We start from the raw sequence: 25,668 nt of genomic DNA on the forward strand, positions 1-25,668 counted from the left end.
CTTGACGGGGAGGGGTCAGCCCTTGACGGCGCCGGTGAGCATGCCCTTCTTGAAGTGCTTCTGGACGAAGGGCGACAGCACCGCCACGGGCAGCAGTGCGAGCACCATGACGGCCATCTGGATGGCCAGCGGCGACAGGTTGCCGGTGTTGATGGCCTGGGCCAGACCGGTGGGCCGCTCCTGCTTGAGGACGAGCTGGTTCATCACGTTCTGCAGCGGCATCATGTCCGGATCGCTCAGGTAGATCGAGGCGTTGAACCAGGCGCTCCAGTAACCCACCGCGTAGAACAGGGAGATGACGGCGACGACGGCCCGTGAGAGCGGCAGCACGATCTGCCACAGGATGCGGAAGTCCCCGGCGCCGTCGATCCGTGCGCTCTCGATGAGTTCCTGCGCGGTGTTCATGAAGAACGCGCGCAGCACCAGCACGTTGAACACGCTGATCGCGCTGGGCAGGATCAGCGACAGATAGGTCCCGGTCAGGCCGACGGCCTGCACCACCAGGTAGGTGGGGATGAGGCCGGCGCTGAAGAACATGGTGGCCAGCAGCAACAGCAGCAGCGGCCGGTGGAACATCGAGCCGCTGCGGGACAGCCCGTAGGCGCACAGCACCGACACCGTCATGCTGAACAGGGTGCCGACGACCGTCACGCCCAGGCTCACCATCGTGGCCCGGGTGACCTGGCCGCCGCTGAGCAGTTCCTGGTAGGCGACGAAGGTGACGCCGCGCGGGATGACGACCAGCCCGCCGGCCTCGGTGATCGTCTTCACCGACGACAGGCTGGTGACGACCACCACCCACAGCGGGAAGAGGACGGCCGCGCACGCCAGGGTCAGCAGCACGCCCTTGCCGGCCAGCCCGGGCGGCGTCGGCTGCTCCTCCCAGACCGGCCGCAGGTGCGTGCCGGCCGGAGAGCGGCCCGGTGCGCGGGCCGGCCCGCGCACGGGACGGCGGCTCGTGGTGGTGCTCACCGCTTGTACACCCCCTGCTCGCCCATCAGATGGGCGACCTTGTTGGCGGCCAGCACCAGCAGCAGGCCGAAGACTCCCTTGACGATGCCGACGGCGGCGGCGTAGCTGAAGTCGCCGTACTGGATGCCGACGTTCCACACGTAGGTGTCCAGTACCTCCGCGGCGGTCGGGCCGACGGCGGTCCGCTGGAGCAGGATCTGCTCGAAGCCGACGGTCAGCGCGTTGCCGACCTGGAGCACCAGCAGCAGCGCGGCGACCGGGCGCAGCGCGGGCAGCGTGATGTGCCACATGCGGCGCCACCGTCCGGCGCCGTCCATCGCGGCGGCCTCGTACATCTCCGGGTTGACGGCGGCCAGCGCGGCGAGGAAGACGATCACGCCCCAGCCCGCGTCCTTCCAGATCATCTCGAAGGTGATCAGGAACTTGAACAGCGCGGGCTCGGTCATCAGGTCGAAGCCCTCGTAGCCGTGCTGCCGCAGGGTCTGCGCGACGAGCCCGGCGCCGCCGAACATCTGCTGGAAGATGGTCACGACCAGCACCCAGGAGAAGAAGTGCGGCAGGTACAGGATGGCCTGGGCCACCGCGCGCACCCGCGGCCGGACGAAGCTGTTGATGAACAGGGCCAGCGCTATCGGCACCGGGAAGAACAGCGTCAGCTGGATGAGGAAGATCGCCAGCGTGTTCTGCAGCGCCTGCCAGAACAGCCGGTCGCCCACCATGCGGGAGAACTGCTCCAGGCCCACCCAGGGGCTCTGCGCCATCGCCTGCCACGCGTTGTCCGCGACGTACGGGTCGTAGTCCTGGAAGGCGACGACGTTCCCGAGCAGCGGCAGGTAGGCGAAGACCAGCAGCAGGAGCAGCGCGGGCAGCGTCATCAGCAGCAGCGTGCGGTCGCGCCGCAACCGGTGCCGCCAGTTCGCTCCGCCCGGCGCCCGGCCCTTGGGCGTCTTGCCGGGCACGGCCGGCAGCGGCGGCGGATCGGCCGCCGCGCCGGGCGCGACCCGGGGAACGGTGCTGTGGGACATGGGCGGGTGACTCCCTCGGTCAGTACGCCGTCGGTACGCCGTCAGACGGTGGTCGGTGCGCCGTCAGGCGGTGGTCGGGAGGGTGGTCATGAGGTGGGGCCGCCGGTCTTCTCCAGCAGGTCCCGGTACCAGTCGCGCAGCTTGTCGCCGCCGCGGGAACGCCAGTCGGCCACCGCCTGCTGCATGTCGGACACCTTCTTGCGGCCGCGCACGATGTCCTTCTCCAGGTCCTCGAACTGGCTGTTCAGGTCTGCGAACCGGTTGGGTTCCTGCACCTGCATGCCGTGGAAGAGCGGCTTGCGCACGTGCGCGCCCTGGCGCTGCTGCCAGCCGATCATGCCCTTCACCACGTCGGGGTGGTCGGGGTGGGCGAAGAACTGCTGCGGGCTGGCGATGTACTCGTAGGTCGCGAACACCTCGTTGTTGCCGCGCTCGGTCTTGCTGAGCGTGCCGCCCTTGAGCGTGTGGTGGGTGCCCTCGATGCCGTAGGCCTTGAGCCGCTGCTCCTTGGTGCCGTAGGGCGCGGCGGTGTAGTTGGCGAGCGCCAGCGTGTCGAGGATCTTCTCCTTCGAGGCGTCCTTGCTGACGAACGCCCAGATGATGGAGGGCTGCCCCGCGTAGAGCACGGGCTTGCCGCCGTCGTGCGCGAAGTAGTCCATCGCCGCCATGGCGAAGTCGGGGTGGTCGGACCGCTGGACGACGGTCCTGCCGTACCAGTCGGAGATGTCCGCGTTGTACATCCACACCTGCCCGGACGCGAACAGGTTGCCGACGTCGCCCTGTTCGGCCTTGACGTCGGGGTGCACCACCCCGGCCGAGTACAGCGAGCGGGACCACTCCAGCGCCTCCAGGAAGGCGTCCGTCTCGTAGCGGTTGACGAGCTTGCCGTCGACGAGGCTCCAGTAGTACGGCTTTTCCGGTAGCACACCGAAGAAGCCGTAGGCGGCCCACGTCATGTCCCCGCAGCCCCACACCTTGTTCCTGGCGGAGGTGATGTCCTTGGCGAGGTCGAAGAACTCCTTGGCGGTGGTCGGCGCCTCGTAGCCCTTCTCCTTGAACAGGTCCGCACGGTAGAAGGGCGTGATGTTGGGGATGACGGAGGCCGGCATCGGCAGGCCGCGGAGCTTGCCGCCGAACACCGCCCGCTGCCAGGCACCGGTGGGGATCGCCGCCAGGTTGGGGTAGTCCTTGACGCGGTCGCCCGACAGGTAGGGCCCGAGGTCGGCGAACTTGTTGTTGACCGCGCTGGGGATCTTGCCGCCCAGCTCCCAGCCGGGCACGACCACGACGTCCGGTACCGAACTGGAGGCGAGCACCGCGCCGAGCTTCTGCCCGTAGGTGTTGCCGTCCTGGTTCTGCCAGGTGACGTCGACGCCGACGGCCTCGTTCATCGCCTTCCAGTACGGGTTGCCGCGCCCCGGCGACGTCCCCCACAGCGGTGCCATGACGGTCAGCTTGCCGCCCTTGCCGAGCTTCTTCGGAACCGAGACGGCCAGCTCGGCGGCGGGCAGCGCGGTGGTGAAGCCGATCGCGGAGCCGTTGCTGCTGGGCAGGTCCGGCTGCACCACGTCGGAGGGCACGTAGGCCGGCAGCACGCTCTTGAGGTCCTTGCCGGTGGTGGTGCCCTCGTTGTTCGAGCCGCCCGAACTCCCCGAGCCGCCGCACGCGGTGAGCAGCGGCAGCCCGCCGCCGACGGCGGCGGCCGCGACGGCGGTGGAGGCGAGGAAGCTTCTCCGGCTCGGGGCGGAGGGGGAGTTCGGCGTCATTGCGTCAACCCTTCAGTGGCGCACCGGGACAACACGCGGCGGGAATCCGCCTGTTCGGCTCGGGTGTCCGGGCCGAGGCGTGCCGGCGCTCGCGGAGCGAGCGGGACGAAGCGGGATGAAGAAGAGCAGGCCCGCTGCTGACGTCCTTCGTCGAAGCGCTTCGATGTTGCTGCGAGGTTAAGTGACCGGTTCATGCCGCACAAGAGTCCGGTTCGGATTTGTTCGGTGCCTTGACAGGGTGTGCCGCATCGACTGAGCATCGAAGCGCTTCGAGTTCCTGGACCACCTCCGTCACCCGGCCGCACCGGATGGCACGGGGCTTCACCGGCACCTACCGGGGTTCATCGATCCGAGGCCACCGCTCACGAACCAAGGGGACACCTCACGTGCCGGAATCCGAGCCGCCCTTCCGCGATCCGCGGCTGCCCGTCGCCGACCGGATCGACGACCTGCTGACGCGCCTCACACCCGAGGAGCGGATCGCGATGCTGCACCAGTTCGCCCCGGCTGTCGACCGTCTCGGCGTCGCCGCGTTCCGCACCGGCCAGGAGGCCCTGCACGGCGTCGCCTGGATGGGGCCGGCGACCGTCTTCCCCCAGGCCGTCGGACTGGGCGCGACCTGGAACGACGACCTGGTCCGCCGGGTCGGCGAGGCCGTCGGCGCCGAGGTGCGCGCGATGCGCGCCCGCGACGACCGGGTGGGCCTCAACGTCTGGGCGCCCACCGTCAACCTGCTGCGCAACCCGCTGTGGGGACGCAACGAGGAGGGCTACTCCGAGGACCCGGCCCTCACCTCCGCGATCGCCGTCGCCTACACCCGCGGCCTGCGCGGCGACCACCCGCGCTACTGGCGCACCGCGCCCGTGCTGAAGCACTGGCTGGCGCACAACAACGAGACCGACCGGGCCACCTCGTCGGCGTCGGTGCGGCCCCGCGTGCTGCACGAGTACGACCTGCGGGCCTTCCGCCCGGCGGTCGAGGCCGGGGCGGTGGCCGGCGTCATGCCCGCCTACAACCTGGTCAACGGCCGCCCCAACCACCTCTCGCCCGAGCTGCGCACCCGGCTGCGCACCTGGACGGACCAGCACCTGCTGGTGTGCTCAGACGCCGGGGCGCCCACCAACCTCGTCGACGCCGAGCACTGCTTCGACACCCACGAGGAGGCCACCGCCGCCGCACTGCGGGCCGGTGTCGACAGCTTCACCGACCACGGTCAGGACCCCGGCCCCATCACCGCCAGGGTGCGTGGCGCACTCGACCGGGGACTCATCGACCCCTCCCACGTCGACACCGCCGTGCGCCGCCTGCTCGCCGTCCGGTTCGCCCTCGGCGAGTTCGACCCCGACCTCGACCCGTACGCCGGCCCGCAGCCCTTCGACACCCCCGAGCACCGCGCCCTCGCCCTGGAGGCCGCCGAACAGGCGGTGGTGCTGCTGAAGAACGTCCCGGTCGGAGACTCCCCGGCGGGGCCCCCGGCCCGAGGCGCCGGGCCGCTGCTACCGCTCGCGGAGGGGACGCGCCTGGCGGTGGTCGGTCCGCTCGCCGACGAGTGCAAGCTCGACTGGTACAGCGGCACCCTGCTCCACCGCTCCACGCCCTTCACCGGCCTGCGCGAGCGGTTCGGCGCCGACGCGGTGCAGCTCGCCGAGGGCCTCGACCTGGTCCGGCTGCACACCGCGTCCGGCACCCTGCGCGTCCCCGACGCGTCCACGTCCGCGCCCGACCCGGCGAGCGGCAGCGAGGCCGCTCTCGACCCGGCGCTGCTGCGCGGACGCACCGACCTGCCGCCGCTCACCTGTGACGCGACGGGCACGGTGTTCGCCCTGGCCGACTGGGGCGGCGGCGTGGTCACGCTGCGCGCACCGGACGGCCGCTACCTCACCGTCGCCGACGACGGCTGCCTGCGGGCCGCCGCCGACCGGCCCGGCGGCTGGGTCGTGCAGGAGACGTTCCGCCTGGAGCCGCACGGCGACGGCCACCTGCTGGTCCACCTGGGCACCGGCCGGCCCGTGCACGTCACCGACGGTGGTGTGCGGGTGGGCGCGACGGGCGACGTGTTCCGCGTCGAGACCGTCGAGCACGGCACCGACGCCGTCACCCGGGCCGCCGCCGAGGCCGACGTGGTGGTGGTCGTCGCGGGCAACGACCCGCACATCAACGGCCGCGAGACCGAGGACCGCAGCACGCTCGCCCTCCCTGAGCAGCAGGAACGGATCTGGCGCGCGGCCCGCGCCGCCAACCCGCGCACCGTGCTCGTGCTCAGCTCCTCCTACCCCTACGCGGTGCCCGAGGCCGCCGCCGAACTGCCCGCGCTGCTGTGGACCGCGCACGGCGGCCAGGCCGCCGGGACCGCGCTGGCCCGCGTGCTCGCCGGCGACGTGTCACCGGCCGGACGCCTGCCGCAGACCTGGTACGCCGCCGACAAGGACCTCCCGGACCTGCTCGACTACGACATCGTCGGCAGCCGCCAGACCTACCTGTACTTCACCGGCACCCCCCTGTACCCCTTCGGCCACGGCCTCGGCTACACCACGTTCACCCACGCCGGACTGACGGCCCGCGTCGACGGCGGCACCGTGCACGCCGCGCTGACCGTCACCAACACCGGCCCGGTCGCCTCCGACGAGGTCGCCCAGCTCTACGCCCGGGCCACCGCACCGTCCGTGCCCCGGCCCGGCCGGGAACTGGTCGCCCACCGCCGGGTCCACCTCGCGCCCGGCGAGTCCGCCCGGCTGGACTTCGAGGTGCCGCTGGCCGCCCTCGGCCACTGGGACGTGGCGCACGGGCGCTGGACCGTCGAACCCGGCCGCTACGAGCTGCTGGCCGGACCCTCCAGCGCCGACCCGCACTGCACGGCGGCCCTCACCGTCGACGGCGAACGCGCCGGGCCGCGCCCGGTGCCGTCCGCCGGGCTGGAGGCCGCCGACTACGACGAGCAGCACGCCACCGTGCTCGTCGCCCGCAGCACCACCGACGGAACGGCGGTCGCCCCGGACGGTGACGACCCCGGCGAACTGCTCTACCGGCGCTGCGACTTCGGCGACGGCGTGACCACGGTGGCGCTGCTGGTGGCGGCCACAGGACCCGGCTCCGTGGAACTGGCGGCCGGGCCGCCCCTCGAAGGCACGTCTCCTGTCGGCGCCACTCCTTCCGGCGCCGACCCGGACGCGTCGACCACGGTCGGTGTGCCGGCCACCGGCGGCGTCCACGAGTTCACCGCCCTGCACACCGGCATCCGGCTCGACGGCGTGCGCGACCTGCGGCTGACCCTGCGCGGCCCGGTCCGGCTGGCACGCCTGGACTTCCTCCGACCGGGGGACCGGCGGCACCCCACCACAGCGAGGAACAGCTGATGAAGTTCACCGACGGTTTCTGGCTCATGCGCGAAGGCGTCCGCGCCACCTACGCCTCCCAGGTGCGCGACCTGCGCGTCGACCCCGACCGCTTCACCGCCTACGCCGCCGACAAGCAGGTCCGCGGACGCGGCGACACCCTCAACTCCCCGCTGATCACGGTCGAGTGCTTCTCCCCGGCCGAGGGCGTCATCGGCGTGCGCACCACCCACCACGCGGGACGGGCCCGGCGCGGCCCGTTCTTCGACCTGCCCGGCGCCGGCACCGGACACGGCGCGCAGACCGCCACCGACGGCAGCGTCACCGAGTTGACCAGCGGCCCGCTCACCGTCCGCCTCGACCGCGACGCCCCCTGGGGCCTGACCTTCCTCGACGCGGACGGCCGGCGCCTCACCGCCGTCGAACCCAAGGGCACCGCCTTCGCCACCACCGGCGACGGCACCCACCACATGATCGCCCAACTCACCCTGGGCGTCGGCGAGGACGTCTACGGGCTCGGCGAGCGCTTCACCCCGTACGTCAAGAACGGCCAGACCGTGGACATCTGGCAGGCCGACGGCGGCACCAGCAGTGAACTCGCCTACAAGAACGTGCCGTTCTACATGTCCTCGCGCGGCTACGGCGTGTTCGTCAACCACCCCGGCAAGGTGTCCTTCGAGGTCGGCTCGGAGTCGGTCGGCCAGGTCCAGTTCAGCGTCGAGGACCAGTCGCTGGAGTACCTCGTCGTGGCCGGCCCCACGCCCAAGGAGGTGCTGGCCCGCTACACCGCGCTCACCGGTCGCCCCGCGCTGCCGCCGGCCTGGTCGTTCGGGCTGTGGCTCACCACGTCCTTCTGCACCGCCTACGACGAGGACACCGTCGCCTCCTTCGTCGACGGCATGGCCGCCCGGGACATCCCGCTCACCGTCTTCCACTTCGACTGCTTCTGGATGCGCGAGTACCAGTGGTCGGACTTCCGCTGGGACCCGGACGTCTTCCCTGACCCCGACGGCATGCTGACCCGCCTGAAGGACCGCGGTCTGCGCATCAGCATGTGGATCAACCCCTACATCGCGCAGAAGTCCGCCCTGTTCGAGGAGGCCGCCCGCCTGGGCTATCTCGTCAGGCGGCCGAACGGCGACATCTGGCAGTGGGACCTGTGGCAGCCCGGCATGGCCCTCGTCGACTTCACCCATCCCGACGCGAGGGAGTGGTTCGCCGGCAAGCTCCGCCCGCTGCTCGACCAGGGCGTCGACTGCTTCAAGACCGACTTCGGCGAGCGGGTGCCGACCGACGTCGTCTGGCACGACGGTTCCGACCCCGAGCGCATGCGCAACTACTACACCCACCTATACAACCGGACCGTCTTCGAGCTGCTGGAGAAGGAGCGCGGCCACGGCGAAGCCGTGCTGTTCGCCCGGTCCGCGACCGCAGGCGGGCAGCAGTACCCGGTGCACTGGGGCGGCGACTGCTTCGCGTCGTTCACCGCCATGGCCGAGTCGCTGCGCGGCGGCCTGTCCCTCAGTCTGTCCGGCTTCGGCTTCTGGAGCCATGACATCGGCGGCTTCGAGGGCACCCCCGACCCGGAGGTCTTCAAGCGCTGGCTCGCCTTCGGCCTGCTGTCCTCGCACAGCCGGCTGCACGGCAACGTCTCCTACCGGGTGCCGTGGGAGTTCGGCGAGGAGGCCGTCGACGTCACCCGCCTCTTCACCCGCCTCAAGCACCGCCTCATGCCGTACCTGTACGGGGCCGCCGTCCAGGCGCACGAGGAGGGCGTGCCCGTCATGCGGCCCATGGTCCTGGAGTTCCCTGACGACCCGGCGTGCCGCCCCCTGGACCGCCAGTACATGCTCGGCCCCGACCTGCTCGTCGCCCCCGTGTTCAGCGCCGACGGCGACGTGGAGTTCTACGTCCCGGCCGGTACCTGGACCCGCCTGCTGACCGGCGAGACCGTCACCGGCCCCGGCTGGCACCGCGAGACCCACGGCTTCGACAGCCTGCCCCTGCTGGTGCGGCCCGGCGCGGTCCTGCCGCTCGGCTCCGACGACCAGCGTCCCGACGGCGACTGGCTGGACGGCCTCACCCTGCGCGTGCACGCACCGCCGCCGGACCTCGACACCACCGTCACCGTGCCCGACCACACCGGCCGCCCCGCGGCCACCTTCCGCGTCCGGCGCGAGGGCGACACCGTGCACGCGACTGCCCACGGCACCGACCGCCCCTACCGGCTCGAAACCGGCACGGGCGGCGGGGCCGCCGGGGCCGGGGGCACTGGGGACGTGACGCTCGACCTGGGGGCGGGGGAGCCCGCGCAGGGGTGAGACCGGTTCCGGGGGCGGTCCCACCGCCCCCGGCCGGTGTCCGGTGGCCGGGCGGTACCGGACGCTGTTCGACGGCACCCATTAGGCTTGCCGACATGGCCGACGCACCGTACAAGCTGATCCTCCTCCGCCACGGCGAGAGCGAGTGGAACGCAAAGAACCTGTTCACCGGCTGGGTGGACGTCAACCTCACCGAGAAGGGCGAGAAGGAGGCTGTCCGCGGCGGCGAGCTGCTCAAGGACGCCGGCCTGCTGCCCGACGTCGTGCACACCTCGCTGCAGAAGCGGGCCATCCGCACCGCCCAGATGGCCCTGGAGTCCGCCGACCGGCTGTGGATTCCCGTCCACCGCTCCTGGCGCCTCAACGAGCGCCACTACGGCGCCCTGCAGGGCAAGGACAAGGCACAGACGCTCGCCGAGTTCGGCCAGGAGCAGTTCATGCTCTGGCGCCGCTCGTACGACACCCCGCCGCCGGAGATCGCGGACGGCAGCGAGTGGTCGCAGAGCGACGACGCGCGCTACGCCACCATCCCGCCGGAGCTGCGCCCGCGCACCGAGTGCCTCAAGGACGTCGTCATCCGCATGCTGCCGTACTGGTACGACAGCATCGTGCCCGACCTGCTGACCGGCCGCACCGTGCTCGTCGCCGCCCACGGCAACAGCCTGCGCGCGCTCGTGAAGCACCTCGACGGCGTCTCCGACGAGGACATCGCCGGCCTCAACATCCCCACCGGCATCCCGCTCTCCTACGAGCTGGACGAGAGCTTCCGCCCGCTCAACCCCGGCGGCACCTACCTCGACCCGGACGCCGCCAAGGCCGCCATCGAAGCGGTCAAGAACCAGGGCAAGAAGTAGCAGACAGACCTGAAGAGGCCCCTACCTGTGGTTCTGCGCACAAGGTAGGGGCTTTTTCATGTGCTGGTCCGCGTGGCGGGCATACCCGGCTACCGCTGAGCGCGACCGCGTCCTGGCGGGAACCCGGAGAACTCAGAGAAGATCGCGCCAGAAGGGGGCGGTCGCTCGCGGGTTCCAGCTCTCGTCCACGTCGCCCCGTGCCCCGTCGAACTCCTGGTGCATGTAGTCGTCCAGATCCAGTCCGTAACAGATGATGTCGGTCTGCCACATCGACAGCACCGGGTGCCCGGAGCTTCCCCGGCCGGCGGGCAGGTATCGATGCGCATACACCGGCACCAGCACCGGCGCCTCCGCCAGATGACGCCGAGCTGTGGCCAGAGCCGCCGTCGCATCGGCGGCACGCTCGCCCCAGCCCTCGTACCAGAACCCGTTGTGCTCGACGTCGAGCAGAACACCTTCGACCGGCCAGGCGAGCTGTCGACGCAGACTGTCCTGGTCACCCCAGCGCCACTCCGGCCACGGTCTGGACCAGGTCTGCCCGTCCTCGGGAGGGATGTTGACCGGAAGGGCCGCCGCGAGGAAGGCGCGGTGATCGTCAGCGAACTCGAAGCCGTACTCTCGCTCGATGCGCGTGAACTCGGCGTCGGTCAGCCCCGGCTCGAACTCGTAGAGTCCCTTCTGCGCCAGGCGGGCTGACGCATCCGCCCCCAGACGTGCTCCCTCTTCGCTGATCACCCGGGCACGTTAGCGTCGGCGCAGCACGCCGTCACCCGAGTTGTTTCACGCCGTGTCCTCGCGGGTGGAGACCTTCTCCGCCCCGATCCGCTGCATGCGCTCGGTGCCCCACGCCCCCAGGGGCTCCAGGGCGGCGTTGAGCGAGATGCCGTGCTCGGTCAGGGAGTACTCGACCTTCGGCGGCACCTCGCGGTACACCTCACGATGCACAAGACCGTCTGCCTCCATCTCCCGAAGATGCTGGATCAGCATCTTCTCGCTGACGCCCGGCAGCCCCCGTCGGAGTTCGGCGAACCGGCGGATCCCGTAGTGGTGCAGCTCCCACAGGATCAGCGACTTCCACTTCCCGGTGACCACGTCCATCGCCGCGTCGATCCCGCAGACATAGGGACCGCGTCGTGCCGATGCTGCCATCTGCTCCTCCAAGCCCAAGCCCGTACTCAGGTCCGGACCCAGCCCGGACCCACTTACCCGCAGGTGCGTACCTGACTTGAAAGTCCGTACTGGTCAACGGTACTGGCGACGGAGAGGATCGAGGCGAAGCGGGGCGTACGAAGGCACGTCCGCACCTGAGGGGGAGACCAGGAAATGACAACCGACGACACCACTCGGGTGAGTGTTCTCGGGCTGGGTGCCATGGGCAGTGCTCTCGCAGCCGCCCTGGTGGGGGCCGGCCGCACCACGACGGTCTGGAACCGCTCAGCGGGGAAGACGGCGGACCTCGTGGCACAGGGCGCGGACGCCGCCGCCACGGCGGGGGACGCGGTCCGGGCCGGCCGCGTGGTGGTCACCTGCCTGCTGGACCACGCGTCGGTCCGCGAGGTGCTGGATCCGCTCTCCGGCGCGCTGGCCGGACGGACACTGGTCAACGTGACCACCACAACCCCGGCCCAGTCGCGGGAGTTGGCCGCGTGGGCCGCCGACGCCGGGATCGTGTACCTGGACGGCGGCATCATGGCCGAGCCGCACATGATCGGACGACCGGGTGCGTCGGTGCTCTACAGCGGATCGGCCGAGGCCTTCGACCAGTGCAAACCGCTGCTCGACCTGTGGGGCGCCAGCACCTACTTCGGTGAGGACGCGGGACTGGCGTCCCTGTACGACCTCGCCCTGCTCTCGGGCATGTACGTCATGTTCGCCGGATTCCTGCACGGCGCCGCCATGGTCTCTCCGGCCGGCGTGACGGCAGGCGAGTTCGCTGCCATGGCCGCGCCCTGGCTGTCCGCCATGACCGGTGCCTTCCCGGAGTTCGCCGCGGTCGTCGACGGCGGTGACTACACCGTCGAAGGACAGCAGAGCCTCGAGTTCTCCGACCTCGGCGACATCCTGGCCGCCAGTGCCGACCAGGGCGTCAGCACCGAGGTGGTCGACACGGTCCAGCGGCTCATCCAACGCCAGATCCGCGCGGGCCACGGAGCCGAGGGCTTCGCGCGGATCATCGAGAGCATCAGGCAGCCCGGTTAGAGCTATCGCGCAGGCCCGGCCATTCGCGCCCCGCCGCCCGCCGGGCGTGACCGCGCCCCGCCCGAAGCTCGAAGCAGGGACGGGGCGCGGCGTGCTGGACCGGGTCGACGTCAGCGGTAGGTGATGTCGGACGGCCGGTAGTTGCAGTGCTTGCCGTCGGCGTCGGTGCCGAGGCGCTCCGGCTCCGAACCGGTGTTGTTGCCCTTGTACTTCTGGCAGGGCACCAGGCGGTTCTTGGTGTCGCCGATCACGGTGATCTCGCGCAGCGCCACGGAGTCGCCGTAGTTGGAGTTGATGCCGGCCATCCGGAGGCCGGGGGCCTTCACCTCGATGTCGCGGAAGATCGCCGTACGCTTCTTCTGCGTGGAGCAGTTGCCGCAGGAGCGGTAGAGCGTGGTGAAGTCCTCGACGGTGAACTTCGAGACGACGAGCTTTCCGCCGCCGTTGTGCTGGAAGACCTTGTCCGCTGCGTGCTTGGCGCCGCCGCCGCGCACGGTGTACACGGCGTCGTCGCCGCCCCTGAAGGTCGCGGCGTCCTCGCCGACGTCCTCCCACCACACGTTCTGGATGGTGCAACTGCCCATGCAGTGCACGCCGTCCGCCGCGGGTGCGCCCAGGACCACGTTCTTCAGCACGGCGCCGTCGGCCAGTTTGAACACCGGCTTCTGGCCCTCCTTCTGGCTGCCGTCACCCAGGGCCGAGGTGGCCTTGAAGCGCCGGTACTCGCCGTCGAAGGTGCCCTTGACCTCGATGGTCTCGGGGACGCTGCGGTCGCCCTTGGAGGTCGGCCAGTCGGTGGCCGCACCGGCCGAGGACAGCGGCAGCTGGGTGAACACCGCAGCGCCGGTGAGGGCGAGCCCCGCAGTGAGTCCGCCGAGCACCCGGCGCCGCGTGACCCGGCGCCTGTCCTGGCGGCGGAGTTCTGCTCTGTTCTTCATGTAACTCTTTCCCGGTGTGGTGACGTTGTGCGTCCTCTGGTTGCCGCCGCGGCCGGAAAGGTTGCCGTGCGGATCAGAAAACTTCTGCGAACACCGGGCGCACGTCTTCGTGCACGTCTTCGTGTGTGGCCTGCGCGGCGTCTCAGCGCGGTGCGGCGTCGTGCGACAACAGCGCGAGCTGGATGCGGTTGTCCAGCTCCAACTTGGCCGGCGCACTGGACACATGGGCCTTCACTGTGCCGGCGGAGAGGTGCAGACGCGCGCTGATCTCGGAGTTGGACAGGCCTTCGGCTCCACCGCGCGCGCCATCTCCTGGCCCCGCACGGTCAGTTGGGTGAGGCCCCGCCCGCGTCCCGAATGTCGCGGGTGGCGGCGAGTCCGTCCCGGTGCGGCATGCGCAGGTCCATCAGCACCACGTCCGGCGCACCCGCGCGGACCGCGCCGGCCACCTCGCTGCCGTCCGCCGCCTCCCCGACGACCGTGATGTCCGCCGCACCGCCCAGCATCAGGCGCAGTCCGGCACGCACCAGCGGGTCGTCATCGGCGAGCAGCACGCGAATCGTGGGGCCACGGTAGCCGCGCCGTCAGCGTGAACGTGCCGTCCCCGCTGCCGTGCTCCAGGGTGCCGCCGTCCAGGTCCACACGTTCCCTGAGCCCGGTGAGGCCCGCGCCCGCGCCGGGGATCTCCGAGGCCGTCACCCCGACCGGCAGCGGGTTGTGCACCTCGACGGTGAGGCCCGTGCCCGGTGCACCCGCCAGCCGGACGCCGACGCGGGCGCCCGGGGCGTGCTTGCGGGCGTTGGTCAGCCCTTCCTGCACCACCCGGTAGGCCGTGCGCTGGACCTGGCAGCGCAGTGAGTCGGCGGCCTGCTCGATGATCCCGTCGTCCAGTCCGACCTGCTGTCCGGCCTGCCGCGCCTCGTCGACCAGGCGCGGGATGTCGGCCATGCTCGGCTGCGGTGGCGCCATGCCGCCCCCGGCGCTCCCCGCGTGCTCGCCGGTCTCGCTGCCCGCTCGCGCCGAACCGGTGGCCTCAGCCGTGCCGTCCGCCCCCGCCGGGCTTGTCGCACGTTCGTCGGAGTCGGCCCGCAGCACGTGCAGCACCTCGCGCAGTTCCTCCAGCGCCAGATGCGCGTTGTCCCGGATGACCTGCGCGCTCTCCGACACCTCGGTGTCCGCGAGCGCGGGCGCGCGCCCGGCGGCCGACTGCTTCGTCCGGTAGGCCAGCGCGCCGGCGTGCACCGACAGCAACGAGATGCGGTGCGCCAGCACGTCGTGCATCTCCCGCGCGATCGCTGTCCGTTCCGCCCGACGCGTGTCGGCGAGGTGCCGGGAGTGCTCGCGGCGTTCCCGGTCGGCGTCCTCCCGCATGCGCAGGATCAGCTGGCGGCGGGCGCGGATTGCGGTGCCCCAGGCGAAGAAGACCAGGTAGTAGGCGAAGACGAACGCTGCGGTGACCCAACCGCCCTCGTGGGGCACCGAGTACAGCAGCACGTACGGCATCGCCGTCACCAGGTAGACCACCAGCACCGGCACCGCGCGCTGCCACGGCACCCGCATGGCCAGGTTGAGCACCACCACCATCAGTGCGCCCACCGAGCTGTTGGCCACGGCCGCGACCGGCACGGAGAACAGCGCCACCGCCAGCGGGAAGCGCCGCCGCCACCACAGGGACAGGCAGGCCGCCGCACCCAGCGGCGCGTCCACCGTCCGCATCCAGTCCGGCAGGTACGCGTGGTCCTGGAGCGCGGACAACATGATCGCCCACCACATCACCGCCCACAGGAACAGCGCGACGTCCACCGCCCAGTCCCGGGGGGTGCGCCGCTCCCGGCCCGGCCCCTGGCCGGCGGGCGCTCCGGCGTAGGCGGCGGCCAGTGCACCGGGCAGCAGCGCCCGCGGCACGGCCGTCCTGATCCTGGTCTCGCTCACCTCCCGAGGGTAAGCACCACCCGGCCCTCCCGCCTCCGCCGCCCATCCCGCCTCCGCCACCTGGCCGTCCCGCCTCCGCCGCCCGGCCGTCCCGCGTCCGCCGCCCGGCCGGAAATACCGGACGACCGGAGGATGCCCGCCGCAGACCCGCCACCGTGCTGCTGACCACCGGGTTCACTCTGCTCTCCGGGGAGCACTGGGCTTGGCCGGTACTGCTCGCGGTGCTCCCGGCGCTGCTGGGCACCGCCGTCGGGGTCGCCGTCCTGCTGTCGGTGGTCGCCGCCACGCCGGGCGTCGACCCGCGGGAGCGTGTCGGCCCCGATGACGCGGGGACGTCTCCTACCAGGTGTGGATCGCGATGTGGGGCACGCTTGCGGGCACCGCGCCGACGCTGGCCGCGCTGCCCGCCGCCCTGGCGGCGGGCAGTACGGCGGTACGGGCGCTGCCTGGGCGGCGGTGCCGGTGGGCCTGCTCAACGGGCTGCTCGGAGCGTGGCTGCTCGGCCGCCTCGCCCACCGTCGGCGGGCGGCGAGGCTGCCGGAGACCTTCGTGCGGCTGCGCTACGGCAAGGACATCGCCGCCGCACAGCAACCCGACGGCGGCGGCTGGCTGGACCGGCTGGAACGCGGCGCGACCCGCACCAACAGCGAACGCCGCCCGGTCGGCATCTGAACGCTCCCGACCGCCCCGCGCACGGCCCGGCCCGCACGGATCTCCGCGTGCGGGCCGGCCTTCCGGTCAGCCGTCAGCCGCAGCAGCCGCCGCACTGGCAGGGGCCGCCCGACTGGCAGCCGCAGGAGCACCCCGAACCGCACCCGCACGCGCCTGGCACCGGCGCCGCGGGCCGGCCCCCCGGACGGCCGGTGACGCTCGGGCCGCCCCACGGCACCGCGCCGGTGACAGCCGGGAGCTGGAGAGTGGACCACACGTTCCGGGCGGCAGCCATGGCATCGCTCCTCGAAAGCAGACGTTCCTGGTGGCCGGTCACGGCCTGACCCGACCAGTGCACGCGTCGCTCGCCGGGCGCGTCAACGGCGCGCGGGAGCATGTCCGTCCGTGCTCCCGCGCGTCTGCGCCTCTGTTCGAAGGTCGATACTTTCGTCGCCGCACACCGGTACGAAGGGAGGCTGCGCGTACGCGCCCCCGCTCCCTACGGTGTCCCCGTGGACGTCATGCGAACGGTACGAACAACCTGGCGGTGGACCATCGGCCCCGAGCCGTGGTCCGCGCTGCGCGTCGTCGGTGAGACGGTGGCCCTGCTGGTGGCCACCGGTGCGGCCTTCGCGGTGCAGATGAGCGAGCACGGCTGGCGGCTCGCTCTGCTCAGCGCGCTCAGCGTCCTGCTGCTCGCGGCGCTGCGCCGCCCGCTGCCGGCTGTGACGCTGCTCCTCACCGCGGGCCTCGGTGGCGTGCTGGTCGGCATGTGGCTGCTGCTGCCGATCACCGCCTGGTCCGCAGGCCGCCGCATCGAGCGGCCGACCAAGGCACTGGCCGTCTTCGGCGCCGCGTTCGGGGTCCACCTCCTGACGGAGCTCGTCGGCCTCGTCCGGGAGGGCATAGCGATCAGCTCATGGGTGGTGCTGCTGCTCTCCTCGTTGTGGCTGCTCGCCTCGATGGTGGTGCCCGGGCTGACGGCCCGGTACCTCGCCCAGCGGCGCGCGCTGCTCGCCTCCGTGCAGGCCCAGCACCACCAGTTGCTGCGCGAGAACGCCATCATCGCCCGCGAGGCCCAGCTGCGGGAGCGCCAGCGCATCGCCCAGGACATGCACGACAGCCTGGGCCACCAGCTCACCCTGATAGCGGTGCACACCGGTGCGCTGCAGGTCGACCCGGAGCTCAGCGACACGCAGCGGGTGGCCGTCGGCGTGCTGCGCGACGCCTCGGTGAACGCCATGCGGGAGTTGCGGGAGGTGGTCGGCGTGCTGCGTGAGGACGCCACCGAATCCCGTCCGCAGGAGGGTGCCGAGACACCCGCAGCGGGGAGCGGCCTGGACGCCGTCGCGGGCCTGGTCGAGTCCTCGCGGGCCGCCGGGGCGTCCGTGGAGCTGCACCACCGCGGCACCGCCCGCCCGCTGCCCGCGGTCGCGGACCGCGCCGCCTACCGCATCGTGCAGGAGGGGCTCACCAACGCCCACAAGCACGCCTACGGTGCGCCCATCACCGTCTCGTTGGACTTCGAGCCGGACTCCCTGCTGGTCGAGGTGGTCAACGGCCCCCGCCCTGCCGTGCCGTCCTCCCGCCTTGCGCCCGCCATCAGCGGCGGGCGCGGGCTCGCCGGGCTGGGCGAGCGGGCAAGGCTGGCAGGCGGCATGCTGCACCGCGGCCCGCTGCCCGACGGCGGCTTCCGCCTCGCCGGAGTGCTGCCCTACGAACCCTCCGGTGTCGCCGTCCGCCCACCCGAGGACGCCACGGAAGCCCAGAACAGGGGCGCCGGGAAGGCCGCCGGGCGGGCCTTCGGGACGGCAGCGGCTGACGCTGCGGGGAGCGTCCCCGCGAGCGCCACTGTGAGCGCTGCCGGGAGCGAGAGCGCATCCGGCGCGGCCGCCGCGCTGCCCGCCGCGCTCACGGCCCTCAGCGGCGGGCATGGGGCCGACGCCGAGGACCCCCGGATGCGCATGCACCGGGACTACGACCGCCTGCTCAGCCGCCGTCGCCGCGCCTGCCTGCCGTGGGGCTGCGGCATCGCCGCCCTCACGATGGTGCTGCTCGTCGTGCTGCTGGTGTGGGGGGCGACCACGCTGATGGACGAGTTCCGCAACAGCCTGCTGGAGCCCGAGGAGTACGCGTCGGTGAAGGTCGGCCAGCCCGAGCGCGTGGTACGCGATCGCCTGCCGAACGGCGAGTCGCTGCTCACCTCAGGCCTGTCGAAGGGCGAACCGGAGATACCCACCGGTGCCACCTGCCTGAGGTTGCTGTCCACCGAGGACACACCGGACTGGAACACCGACTTGGTGTTCCGCTTCTGCTTCAAGGACGACGTCCTGGTCAGCAAGGACCGCTACACCACCACCCCGTGAGCAGCACCGCCGTCCTGCGGCGCCCCTCGCAACGCCGTCGGCGGTGGACCGCCCCGCCTCCCGGCCGGCGTCGGCCCGCGCCCCGTCGTTCACGGGCACCTGTTGTCCACAGGCGCCCGTGGCCCCTCAGCATCCTCGCTCCACTTGTCCACAGGCTTCCCGCCCGTGGTGCGCTATCCGCGATGATGGGCGCGCCGGCCGACGGACCGATCACCAGACTGCCCACCCCGCAGCCTCCATCACGCAGCCCACTCCGCACCCACGCTTTCCACTCCCCGTACCGCAGCCGTCGCCCCGCAGCAGCGACCCGCCCCGCAGCAGCCGACCCACCCCGCAGCCGTCGCCTTCACCGCCACTAGACCGCTACCACCACCGTGTTGGAGCCGCCCCCATGATCAGGGTCCTGGTCGTCGACGACGAGCCGCTCATCCGTGCCGGCATCCGGGCGATCCTCACCTCCGCCGGCGACATAGAGGTCGTCGCCGAGGGCGGCACCGGCCGGGAGGCGGTCGAGCTGGCCCGCAGCCACGCGGTCGACGTGGTGCTGCTGGACATCCAGATGCCGGTGCTCGACGGGCTCTCCGCCCTGCCCGAGCTGCGCCGGGCGGCCCCCGCGGCCCGGCCGCTGATCCTGACCACGTTCGGAGAGCCGGACAACGTGCTGGCGGCGCTGCGGCGCGGCGGGGCGGGCTTCCTGCTCAAGGACTCCGCCCCGGAGGAGCTGATCCGGGCCGTGCGGGCAGCCGCATCAGGGGGCGCCTACCTGTCGCCGAGCGCGACCCGGCACGTGGTGGACTCGCTGGCCGACCTGCCGGACGGGCGGGCCGACGAGGCGCGCGAGCGCCTCTCCCGCCTGGGCCCGCGCGAACGCGAGGTGCTGGCGCTGCTCGGGGAGGGGCTGTCCAACGCCGACGCCGGACGCCGACTGCACATGAGCGAGGCGACGGTGAAGGCGTACGTCAGCCGCATCCTGGCGAAGCTGGACTGCGCCAACCGGGTGCAGGCCGCGCTGCTGGCACGGGACGCCGGGCTGGGAGGCTGACCTCCCAGCCCGCGGCCGCACTCGTGCAACCAGGCGCAGTTCCCCGACGGTCGGTACCGGTGCCGACCGGTGCCGACCTGTGGCTCCTGGTGTCAGGAAGCGTCGGCGCTCTTGGCCGGCGCTGCCTGCGTCGAGGCCTGGACGGCGGCAGCCGGGTCGATCTCGTCGGCGTAGTCGCCGGTGACGAGGTAGACCACACGGCGCGCGACGGACACGGCGTGGTCGGCGAACCGCTCGTAGTAGCGGCCCAGCAGCGTCACGTCGACGGCCGTCTCGATGCCGTGCTTCCAGCGGTCGTCCATCAGGTGCTGGAAGAGAGTGCGGTGCAGGTCGTCCATCTTGTCGTCGTCCTGCTCCAGCTGGAGGGCCAGGTCGACGTCCTTGGTGACGATGACCTCGGCTGCCTTGGCCATGAGCCGCTGCGCGAGCTGACCCATCTCCAGGATGGTGGCCTGCAGGTCGCGCGGCACCGCCGACTGCGGGAACCGCAGTCGGGCCACCTTCGCCACGTGCTGCGCGAGGTCGCCGGAACGCTCCAGGTCGGCGCTCATGCGCAGGGAGGTGACGACTATCCGCAGATCGGTGGCGACGGGCTGCTGGCGGGCCAGCAGCTGGATGGCGCGGGTCTCCAGCTGGCGCTGGAGGTCGTCCACCTTGTCGTCGTTGGCGATCACGCTCTCGGCGAGGTTGAGGTCCGCGTCCAGCATCGCCGTGGTGGCGCGGCCGATCGCGGATCCGACGAGCCTGGCCATCTCGACCAGGTTCTCGCTGATCGAATCAAGCTCCTCGTGGTACGCGTCCCGCATGACTGTCCTTCCCTCGCATGGCGATGGTACGGCCGTTGTGGGGCAGTTTCCCCAGGCTGCCACGCTCGGCCCGCAATGCGTCCGGCTTCGGCACCCCAAGTGAATCACCCCCGACACCCGGGTGAACTCTGGGATACGTCGCCCGTTCGGCCCATCGGCCGCCCTGAAGTGGGCCGCCGCCGGTCGCCTGCGGGGAGCGATGTCTCAAATGTAGTGATTGCCGGTGCGGACAGTGAACCACCACCGTCCTGCCGGTGAACTCTGGGGGACGAGTGTTCGAGTCGGGCGGTCAGACCTGTGAGCGGCTTCCGCCACCCGCTTAACCTGTGGACATGGACGTGAACGCGGCAGTCGCCGCAGTGGCTGCGATCGCCGGGGTCTGCACCGGCGCGTTCGCCGTGCTGGCGTTCCGCTGGAGCGAGCGTGAGCAGGCGCGGCCCTCGCGCACCTCCCTGCACATGGAAGCCGGACTGCCACCGGGTGTGGACACCGTGCTGTCGGTGCTGCGTTCCTCCGCCGTGGTGCTGGACGAGGGCGACGCCGTGGTCAAGGCCAGTTCGGCCGCCTATGCGCTCGGCCTGGTGAGGGGCGGGCGTCTCGCGGTGGAGCCGATGCTGCAGATGGCCAGGGACACCCGGCGGGACGGCGAGATACGGCAGGTGGAGCTGGACCTGCCGAGGCGCGGTTCCGGACGGGGCGAGGCCCTCGCGGTCTCCGCCCGCGTCGCGCCGCTCGGTTCGCGGCTGGTGCTGCTGCTGGTGGAGGACCTCACCGAGGCCCGCCGCATCGAGGCGGTCCGCCGCGACTTCGTGGCGAACGTCAGCCACGAGCTGAAGACCCCGGTGGGCGCGCTGTCGCTGCTGTCCGAGGCGGTACGCGGCGCCTCCGACGACCCGGAGGCCGTCGAACGGTTCGCCGGGCGGATGCAGCACGAGGCCACCCGGCTGACCAACCTGGTCCAGGAACTCATCGACCTGTCCCGCGTGCAGAACGACAACCCGCTGGAGGACTCCGAGCCGGTGGGCGTCGGGGTGCTCGTCAACGAGGCCATCGACCGCTGCGGACAGGCGGCGGGCACCAAGCAGATCACCATGGCCACCGGCGGTATCGACGACCTGTACGTGTGGGGCAACCGCGGGCAGCTCGCCGCGGCCCTGGGCAACCTCGTCGAGAACGCCGTCAACTACTCCGCGCCGAGGACCAGGGTGGGCATCGCCGCCCGCCGTATCGCGGCTCCCGGCGGGGACCTCATCGAGATCGCCGTCACCGACCAGGGGATCGGCATCTCGGACAAGGACAAGGACCGGATCTTCGAGCGGTTCTACCGCGTCGACCCGGCCCGCTCCCGGCAGACCGGAGGCACCGGCCTCGGGCTTGCCATCGTCAAACACGTGGCCGCCTCGCACGGCGGGGAGGTCACCGTCTGGAGCGCTGAGGGACAGGGCTCCACCTTCACCCTGCGGTTGCCGGAGGCCGGCACCGCCAGGGAGCGGGCTGAGGCGAGCCGGCGCAGCCGGCAGCAGCTCAGCGGCGCACTGCAGGAACCGGCCGACTACGACGAAGCCGACGACCCCGACGAACCCGCCTCCGGCGGGGGAGGCGGCACCGTGCAGGGCCGGTCGTACGAGACCTTCACCCGTGATCAACTCTCTGCCCCGGAGGTCCTCCCGTGACCCGAGTGCTCGTCGTCGAGGACGAGGAATCGTTCAGCGACGCCCTGTCGTACATGCTCCGCAAGGAAGGCTTCGAGGTGGCCATCGCCGCCACCGGGCCGGAGGGGCTGGACGAGTTCGAGCGCAACGGCGCCGATCTGGTGCTGCTGGACCTCATGCTGCCGGGGCTGCCCGGTACGGAGGTCTGCCGCCAGCTGCGCAACCACAGCAACGTGCCGGTCATCATGGTGACGGCCAAGGACAGCGAGATCGACAAGGTGGTCGGCCTGGAGATAGGAGCCGACGACTACGTGACGAAGCCGTTCTCGTCGCGTGAGCTGGTCGCACGTATCCGCGCGGTGCTGCGGCGGCGCGGTGAGCCGGAGGAGGTCGAGCCGGCCGCGCTGGAGGCGGGCCCGGTCCGGATGGACGTCGACCGCCACGTGGTGACGGTCTCCGGTGGCAAGGTCGACCTGCCGCTGAAGGAGTTCGACCTGCTGGAGATGCTGCTGCGCAACGCCGGCCGGGTCCTCACCCGGATGCAGCTCATCGACCGGGTGTGGGGTGCCGACTACGTCGGCGACACCAAGACCCTGGACGTGCACGTCAAGCGGCTGCGGGCCAAGATCGAGCCCGACCCGGGCGCTCCGCGCTACCTGGTGACCGTGCGCGGCCTCGGCTACAAGTTCGAGCCGTAGGCCGGCCCGCCGGCTCCGGTGCGAGGCGACGACCGTGAGCGGGCAGCTGCTGTGAGGGGGTGGCCCCGGCCCGTCAGGCCGGGGCCACCCCCTCACAGGTGATGCCAGGTGTTACTCGGCGACCGGGCTCTCCTCGGTGCCGCTGCCGGCGTCCGCGGCGTTCTCGCCGTCCGCGGCGCCGTTCTCCGTCTCGCCGCTGTTCTCCGCACCGTCGGCGTCGGGCGAGGCCGAGTCGCCCGCACCCTCCTCCTCCGACTGGCCGGGGGCGTTGTCGGACGGGGCCTCGGCCGGCGGGGTGGGGCCGTAGTCGGAGTAGCCGCCGCGGGCCGGGACCACCGTGGCCCGCAGCTCGACGGCGCCGGTCTCGCTGAGTTCGAAGACGATCGGCTGGGCGTTGCCGTCCGTCACGTCCCCGGTGTCCGCCAGGAACGCGGAGGCGTTGTTGGGGCCGCCGAGCATCAGCGAACCGCCGGCCGGCACGGTGAGGTCGCCGTCCTTGGCCGGCTTCAGCTCGACCTCGCCGCCCGCGCCGGTGACCTTGACGGACTCCAGCGTCTCGTCCTCGGTGCCGTCGTTGAAGATGCGTGCCGACACCGCTGCCGGGCCGTCACCGTCCTCCGACGTCACGATGTTGACGTTCTGGATCTTGATGGATCCGACGGTGATGGCGGCGTTGTCCGGGTTGACCCCGCTCGTCTGGGCGTTGCGACCGGCTCCGCACCCGGCCAGCGAGGCGGTGGAGAGCGCGATGACGGTGGCGGCGACGACGCCGCGTCGAAGGTGGCTGCTCACGGCGGCGGCTTCTCCTAGCGGTAAGTGAAAGCTGTGCTTGAGGTAAAGAGTCGGTCAGGCGCCCAGGTTACCGACCCCCTGCAGCACCCTCGCACCCGACCCGCCCCACCGGCGGCCGCGGTGCGCGCCTGCGCCGCGGCGGAACGGTTCCGGAACCGTCGCACCCGGAAACGCGGCGTTGTGCGCGACCCGCGCGCCCGCGTGTGGGAGTGGTCGTCGGCGGGCGGCCGCGGGCCGGGTCCCGCGGCGGTGAACACCGTCCGCGCGACGCCCGCGAACGGGCCCGGAACGGTGTGTGGAAAACATGGCCCGAGGGCGCGTGCAGGATTCCCGGCCGACTATTGCCGAGGCCGTGAATATCGGCCGACGCGCTGCCGCCGTGATGTGTTGATCAATTAAGCGACGGCCAAACGGGCGACCTCTGGAATACCGGCAAAACGGACTTTTGACGTCTCGTGTCGCCTCTTCCCGCGCGGTTACCGCCGTGATTCGCGGCCCCGCGGGACGGGCCCCGACCTGCGAATACCCGGTTCCACGCCCCGTCCGCAGCACGTCGCGGGCAGAGTTGTCAAGCCCCGAGATATGCCCTGACCTGCGAAAACGCCATTCAGAACACCCGCATCCCGTGCTATCCTGGATAGCCACGGAAGGGGTACCTGACACATGACGTTCAAGGTTGGCGACACCGTGGTCTATCCCCATCACGGGGCCGCGCTGATCGAGGCCATCGAAACTCGCCAGATCAAAGGCGTGGACAAGCTGTACTTGGTTCTCAAGGTCGCCCAGGGTGATCTTGAGGTTCGTGTGCCGGCGGAAAACGCCGAGCTCGTCGGCGTTCGTGATGTGGTCGGCCAGGAAGGACTGGAGAGGGTCTTCGAGGTGCTGCGTGCACCGTACGCCGAAGAGCCCACCAACTGGTCCCGTCGTTACAAGGCAAACCTGGAGAAGCTCGCCTCCGGTGATGTCATCAAGGTCGCCGAGGTCGTGCGTGACCTCTGGCGTCGTGAGCGTGAGCGCGGGCTCTCCGCAGGTGAGAAGCGGATGCTCGCGAAGGCCCGCCAGATCCTGGTGAGCGAACTTGCTCTCGCCGAGAACACCAACGAGGACAAGGCCGAGGCGCTGCTCGACGAGGTCCTCGCCTCCTGACGCAACTCCGACAGCATGTTCCGTCATCGGTGGAGACCCGACGGCACACGCTGAACGGCGGCAGATGCGGATTTGCCGTGGTGCCCGAGTGACGGCTGCGGCCGTCACGGCGGGCGCTGCGGCATGTTCGAGTACGCGTTCCCAGCACGCCGACACCCGGAATGCCGGGACGGTACACGGTGCTGTGCACCTCTTCGCTGTGCAGCTGTTCAACTTCTTCGCAGCTTCTTCGAACTCGCGCACTTGCTTCGCCTGACCCATAGCCAGGGCGGTCCCCGGAGGGACTGAGCGCGGGCTGGCACCTCGAACGGTTCTCACGGAAGGGCCGCCCGAGGTGTGGCGTCCGGCTCGCTGTGGCCATACCCACCTCAGCCAAGGACACAAACCTGAACGTGCAACCAATGTCCGACGAGCACACCACGCCGCAAGGGTCCCGTCCCAGCCACCGCACCGCGGCGATCATCCCTGCCGCAGGGCGCGGCGTCCGTCTCGGCCCCGGGGCCCCCAAGGCGCTCAGGGCGCTGGGCGGCCTCCCGATGCTGGTGCACGCCGTGCGCGCGATGGCCAGAGCCCGAGCGGTCGCCCTGGTCGTCGTCGTCGCCCCGCCCGACGGCGTGTCCGAGGTCCGGCGCATGCTGGACGAGCACCCGCTGCCCGACGGCGGCACCGAGGTGCTGGTGGTGCCCGGCGGCGAGACGAGACAGCAGTCCGTGCGCCACGGCCTCGACGCGCTGCCCGTCGGCGTCGACGCCGTGCTCGTGCACGACGCGGCCCGCCCGCTGGTACCGGTCGACACCGTTGAGGCGGTGATCTCCGCGCTGCGCGACGGGGCGCCCGCCGTGGTGCCCGCCGTGCCGCTCGCCGACACGGTCAAGGAGGTCGAACCCGCCGTGGGACGCGCCTGGGAGCAGGTTCTCGGCACGCCCGACCGGTCCCGGCTGCGTGCCGTGCAGACGCCGCAGGGTTTCGACCGCGCGGTGCTCGCCGAGGCCCACGAGCGCGTCGCCTGTGAGGGCGAGGGCGCCACCGACGACGCCGGGATGGTCGAACGCCTCGGCCGTCCGGTGGTGTTGGTGCCCGGCCACGAGGAGGCGTTCAAGGTGACCAGGCCGCTGGACCTGGTACTGGCAGAAGCGGTACTCGCCCGCCGGAGGGCCCACGATGGCTACTGACCCC

General features: G+C 71.6%; 20 protein-coding genes and 1 pseudogene. 11 read left to right on the forward strand and 10 right to left on the reverse strand.

From position 1 onward, the window contains the following. Positions 1–15: 15 nt before the first annotated feature. From QNO07_RS03080 to QNO07_RS03090, 3 genes are all read right to left on the reverse strand, one after another. On the reverse strand, positions 16–945 hold the full coding sequence (locus QNO07_RS03080) for a carbohydrate ABC transporter permease (RefSeq protein WP_283990058.1): 930 nt from the start codon (positions 943–945) through the stop codon (positions 16–18). A 23-nt stretch (positions 946–968) separates the two neighbouring features. Beyond that, positions 969–1,997, reverse strand: a complete 1,029-nt coding sequence (locus QNO07_RS03085; protein ID WP_283989815.1) for an ABC transporter permease — start codon at positions 1,995–1,997, stop codon at positions 969–971. 86 nt (positions 1,998–2,083) lie between these two features. Beyond that, entirely contained in the window at positions 2,084–3,763 is a 1,680-nt protein-coding gene (locus QNO07_RS03090; protein WP_283989817.1) for an extracellular solute-binding protein, read from the reverse strand. A gap of 386 nt (positions 3,764–4,149) precedes the next feature. Here QNO07_RS03090 and QNO07_RS03095 point away from each other — a divergent pair, with 386 nt between their 5' ends. From QNO07_RS03095 to QNO07_RS03105, 3 genes are all read left to right on the forward strand, one after another. Further along, positions 4,150–7,116 carry a glycoside hydrolase family 3 C-terminal domain-containing protein gene (locus QNO07_RS03095; protein ID WP_283989818.1) on the forward strand — a complete coding sequence of 989 codons (2,967 nt, stop codon included), beginning with the start codon at positions 4,150–4,152 and terminating at the stop codon, positions 7,114–7,116. Further along, positions 7,116–9,416, forward strand: a complete 2,301-nt coding sequence (yicI, locus tag QNO07_RS03100) for an alpha-xylosidase (RefSeq protein ID WP_283989819.1) — start codon at positions 7,116–7,118, stop codon at positions 9,414–9,416. Before QNO07_RS03095 ends, yicI begins: the two co-directional genes overlap by 1 nt. 95 nt (positions 9,417–9,511) lie before the next feature. After that, complete coding sequence (locus tag QNO07_RS03105) at positions 9,512–10,270, forward strand: phosphoglyceromutase (protein ID WP_283989820.1); 759 nt, start codon at positions 9,512–9,514, stop codon at positions 10,268–10,270. Between the two features lie 132 nt (positions 10,271–10,402). Here the strand turns inward: QNO07_RS03105 and QNO07_RS03110 are convergent, their stop codons facing one another. Beyond that, the gene (locus QNO07_RS03110; RefSeq protein ID WP_283989821.1) at positions 10,403–11,005 is read right to left on the reverse strand and encodes a hypothetical protein; all 603 of its coding nucleotides are present in this window, start codon (positions 11,003–11,005) and stop codon (positions 10,403–10,405) included. A 45-nt stretch (positions 11,006–11,050) separates the two neighbouring features. Beyond that, the gene (locus tag QNO07_RS03115; RefSeq protein WP_283989822.1) at positions 11,051–11,419 is read right to left on the reverse strand and encodes a winged helix-turn-helix transcriptional regulator; all 369 of its coding nucleotides are present in this window, start codon (positions 11,417–11,419) and stop codon (positions 11,051–11,053) included. Between the two features lie 174 nt (positions 11,420–11,593). Between QNO07_RS03115 and QNO07_RS03120 the strand changes: the two genes are divergently transcribed. After that, the gene (locus QNO07_RS03120; RefSeq protein ID WP_283989824.1) at positions 11,594–12,469 is read left to right on the forward strand and encodes an NAD(P)-dependent oxidoreductase; all 876 of its coding nucleotides are present in this window, start codon (positions 11,594–11,596) and stop codon (positions 12,467–12,469) included. 110 nt (positions 12,470–12,579) lie between these two features. On the opposite strand, the gene QNO07_RS03125 is transcribed toward QNO07_RS03120, so the two are convergent. From QNO07_RS03125 to QNO07_RS03135, 3 genes and pseudogenes are all read right to left on the reverse strand, one after another. Beyond that, on the reverse strand, positions 12,580–13,407 hold the full coding sequence (locus tag QNO07_RS03125; RefSeq protein ID WP_283989825.1) for a pectate lyase: 828 nt from the start codon (positions 13,405–13,407) through the stop codon (positions 12,580–12,582). 142 nt (positions 13,408–13,549) lie between these two features. Continuing rightward, positions 13,550–13,913: pseudogene (locus QNO07_RS03130) on the reverse strand (response regulator transcription factor). Positions 13,914–13,944: 31 nt separating this feature from the next. Further along, a complete protein-coding gene (locus QNO07_RS03135; RefSeq protein WP_283989826.1) occupies positions 13,945–15,339 on the reverse strand; it encodes a sensor histidine kinase in 1,395 nt (464 codons plus the stop codon). A gap of 348 nt (positions 15,340–15,687) precedes the next feature. On the opposite strand from QNO07_RS03135, the gene QNO07_RS03140 reads away from it, so the two are divergent. From QNO07_RS03140 to QNO07_RS03150, 3 genes are all read left to right on the forward strand, one after another. Further along, the gene (locus QNO07_RS03140) at positions 15,688–16,011 is read left to right on the forward strand and encodes a hypothetical protein (RefSeq protein ID WP_283989827.1); all 324 of its coding nucleotides are present in this window, start codon (positions 15,688–15,690) and stop codon (positions 16,009–16,011) included. A gap of 500 nt (positions 16,012–16,511) precedes the next feature. Next, the gene (locus QNO07_RS03145; protein ID WP_283990059.1) at positions 16,512–18,356 is read left to right on the forward strand and encodes a sensor histidine kinase; all 1,845 of its coding nucleotides are present in this window, start codon (positions 16,512–16,514) and stop codon (positions 18,354–18,356) included. Between the two features lie 391 nt (positions 18,357–18,747). Continuing rightward, a complete protein-coding gene (locus tag QNO07_RS03150; protein ID WP_283989828.1) occupies positions 18,748–19,398 on the forward strand; it encodes a response regulator in 651 nt (216 codons plus the stop codon). A gap of 92 nt (positions 19,399–19,490) precedes the next feature. On the opposite strand, the gene phoU is transcribed toward QNO07_RS03150, so the two are convergent. Further along, positions 19,491–20,204, reverse strand: a complete 714-nt coding sequence (gene phoU, locus QNO07_RS03155) for a phosphate signaling complex protein PhoU (protein WP_283989829.1) — start codon at positions 20,202–20,204, stop codon at positions 19,491–19,493. A gap of 332 nt (positions 20,205–20,536) precedes the next feature. Here phoU and phoR point away from each other — a divergent pair, with 332 nt between their 5' ends. Further along, positions 20,537–21,877, forward strand: a complete 1,341-nt coding sequence (gene phoR, locus QNO07_RS03160; RefSeq protein ID WP_283989830.1) for a two-component system sensor histidine kinase PhoR — start codon at positions 20,537–20,539, stop codon at positions 21,875–21,877. After that, the gene (gene phoP, locus QNO07_RS03165) at positions 21,874–22,554 is read left to right on the forward strand and encodes a two-component system response regulator PhoP (RefSeq protein WP_283989831.1); all 681 of its coding nucleotides are present in this window, start codon (positions 21,874–21,876) and stop codon (positions 22,552–22,554) included. Before phoR ends, phoP begins: the two co-directional genes overlap by 4 nt. Positions 22,555–22,665: 111 nt before the next feature. Here phoP and QNO07_RS03170 read toward each other — a convergent pair whose 3' ends face one another. Beyond that, a complete protein-coding gene (locus QNO07_RS03170; protein ID WP_283989832.1) occupies positions 22,666–23,346 on the reverse strand; it encodes a DUF461 domain-containing protein in 681 nt (226 codons plus the stop codon). 663 nt (positions 23,347–24,009) lie between these two features. On the opposite strand from QNO07_RS03170, the gene QNO07_RS03175 reads away from it, so the two are divergent. Both QNO07_RS03175 and ispD read left to right on the forward strand, forming a co-directional pair. Next, positions 24,010–24,492: a CarD family transcriptional regulator gene (locus QNO07_RS03175; RefSeq protein ID WP_283989833.1), complete on the forward strand. Its 483-nt coding sequence runs from the start codon at positions 24,010–24,012 to the stop codon at positions 24,490–24,492. A gap of 401 nt (positions 24,493–24,893) precedes the next feature. Next, positions 24,894–25,664 (forward strand): 2-C-methyl-D-erythritol 4-phosphate cytidylyltransferase, encoded by a 771-nt coding sequence (ispD, locus tag QNO07_RS03180; RefSeq protein ID WP_283989835.1) that lies wholly within the window; start codon positions 24,894–24,896, stop codon positions 25,662–25,664. Positions 25,665–25,668: the final 4 nt, after the last annotated feature.

The sequence above is a fragment of the Streptomyces sp. 549 genome (assembly GCF_030124175.1).
Taxonomy (GTDB): Bacteria; Actinomycetota; Actinomycetes; order Streptomycetales; family Streptomycetaceae; genus Streptomyces.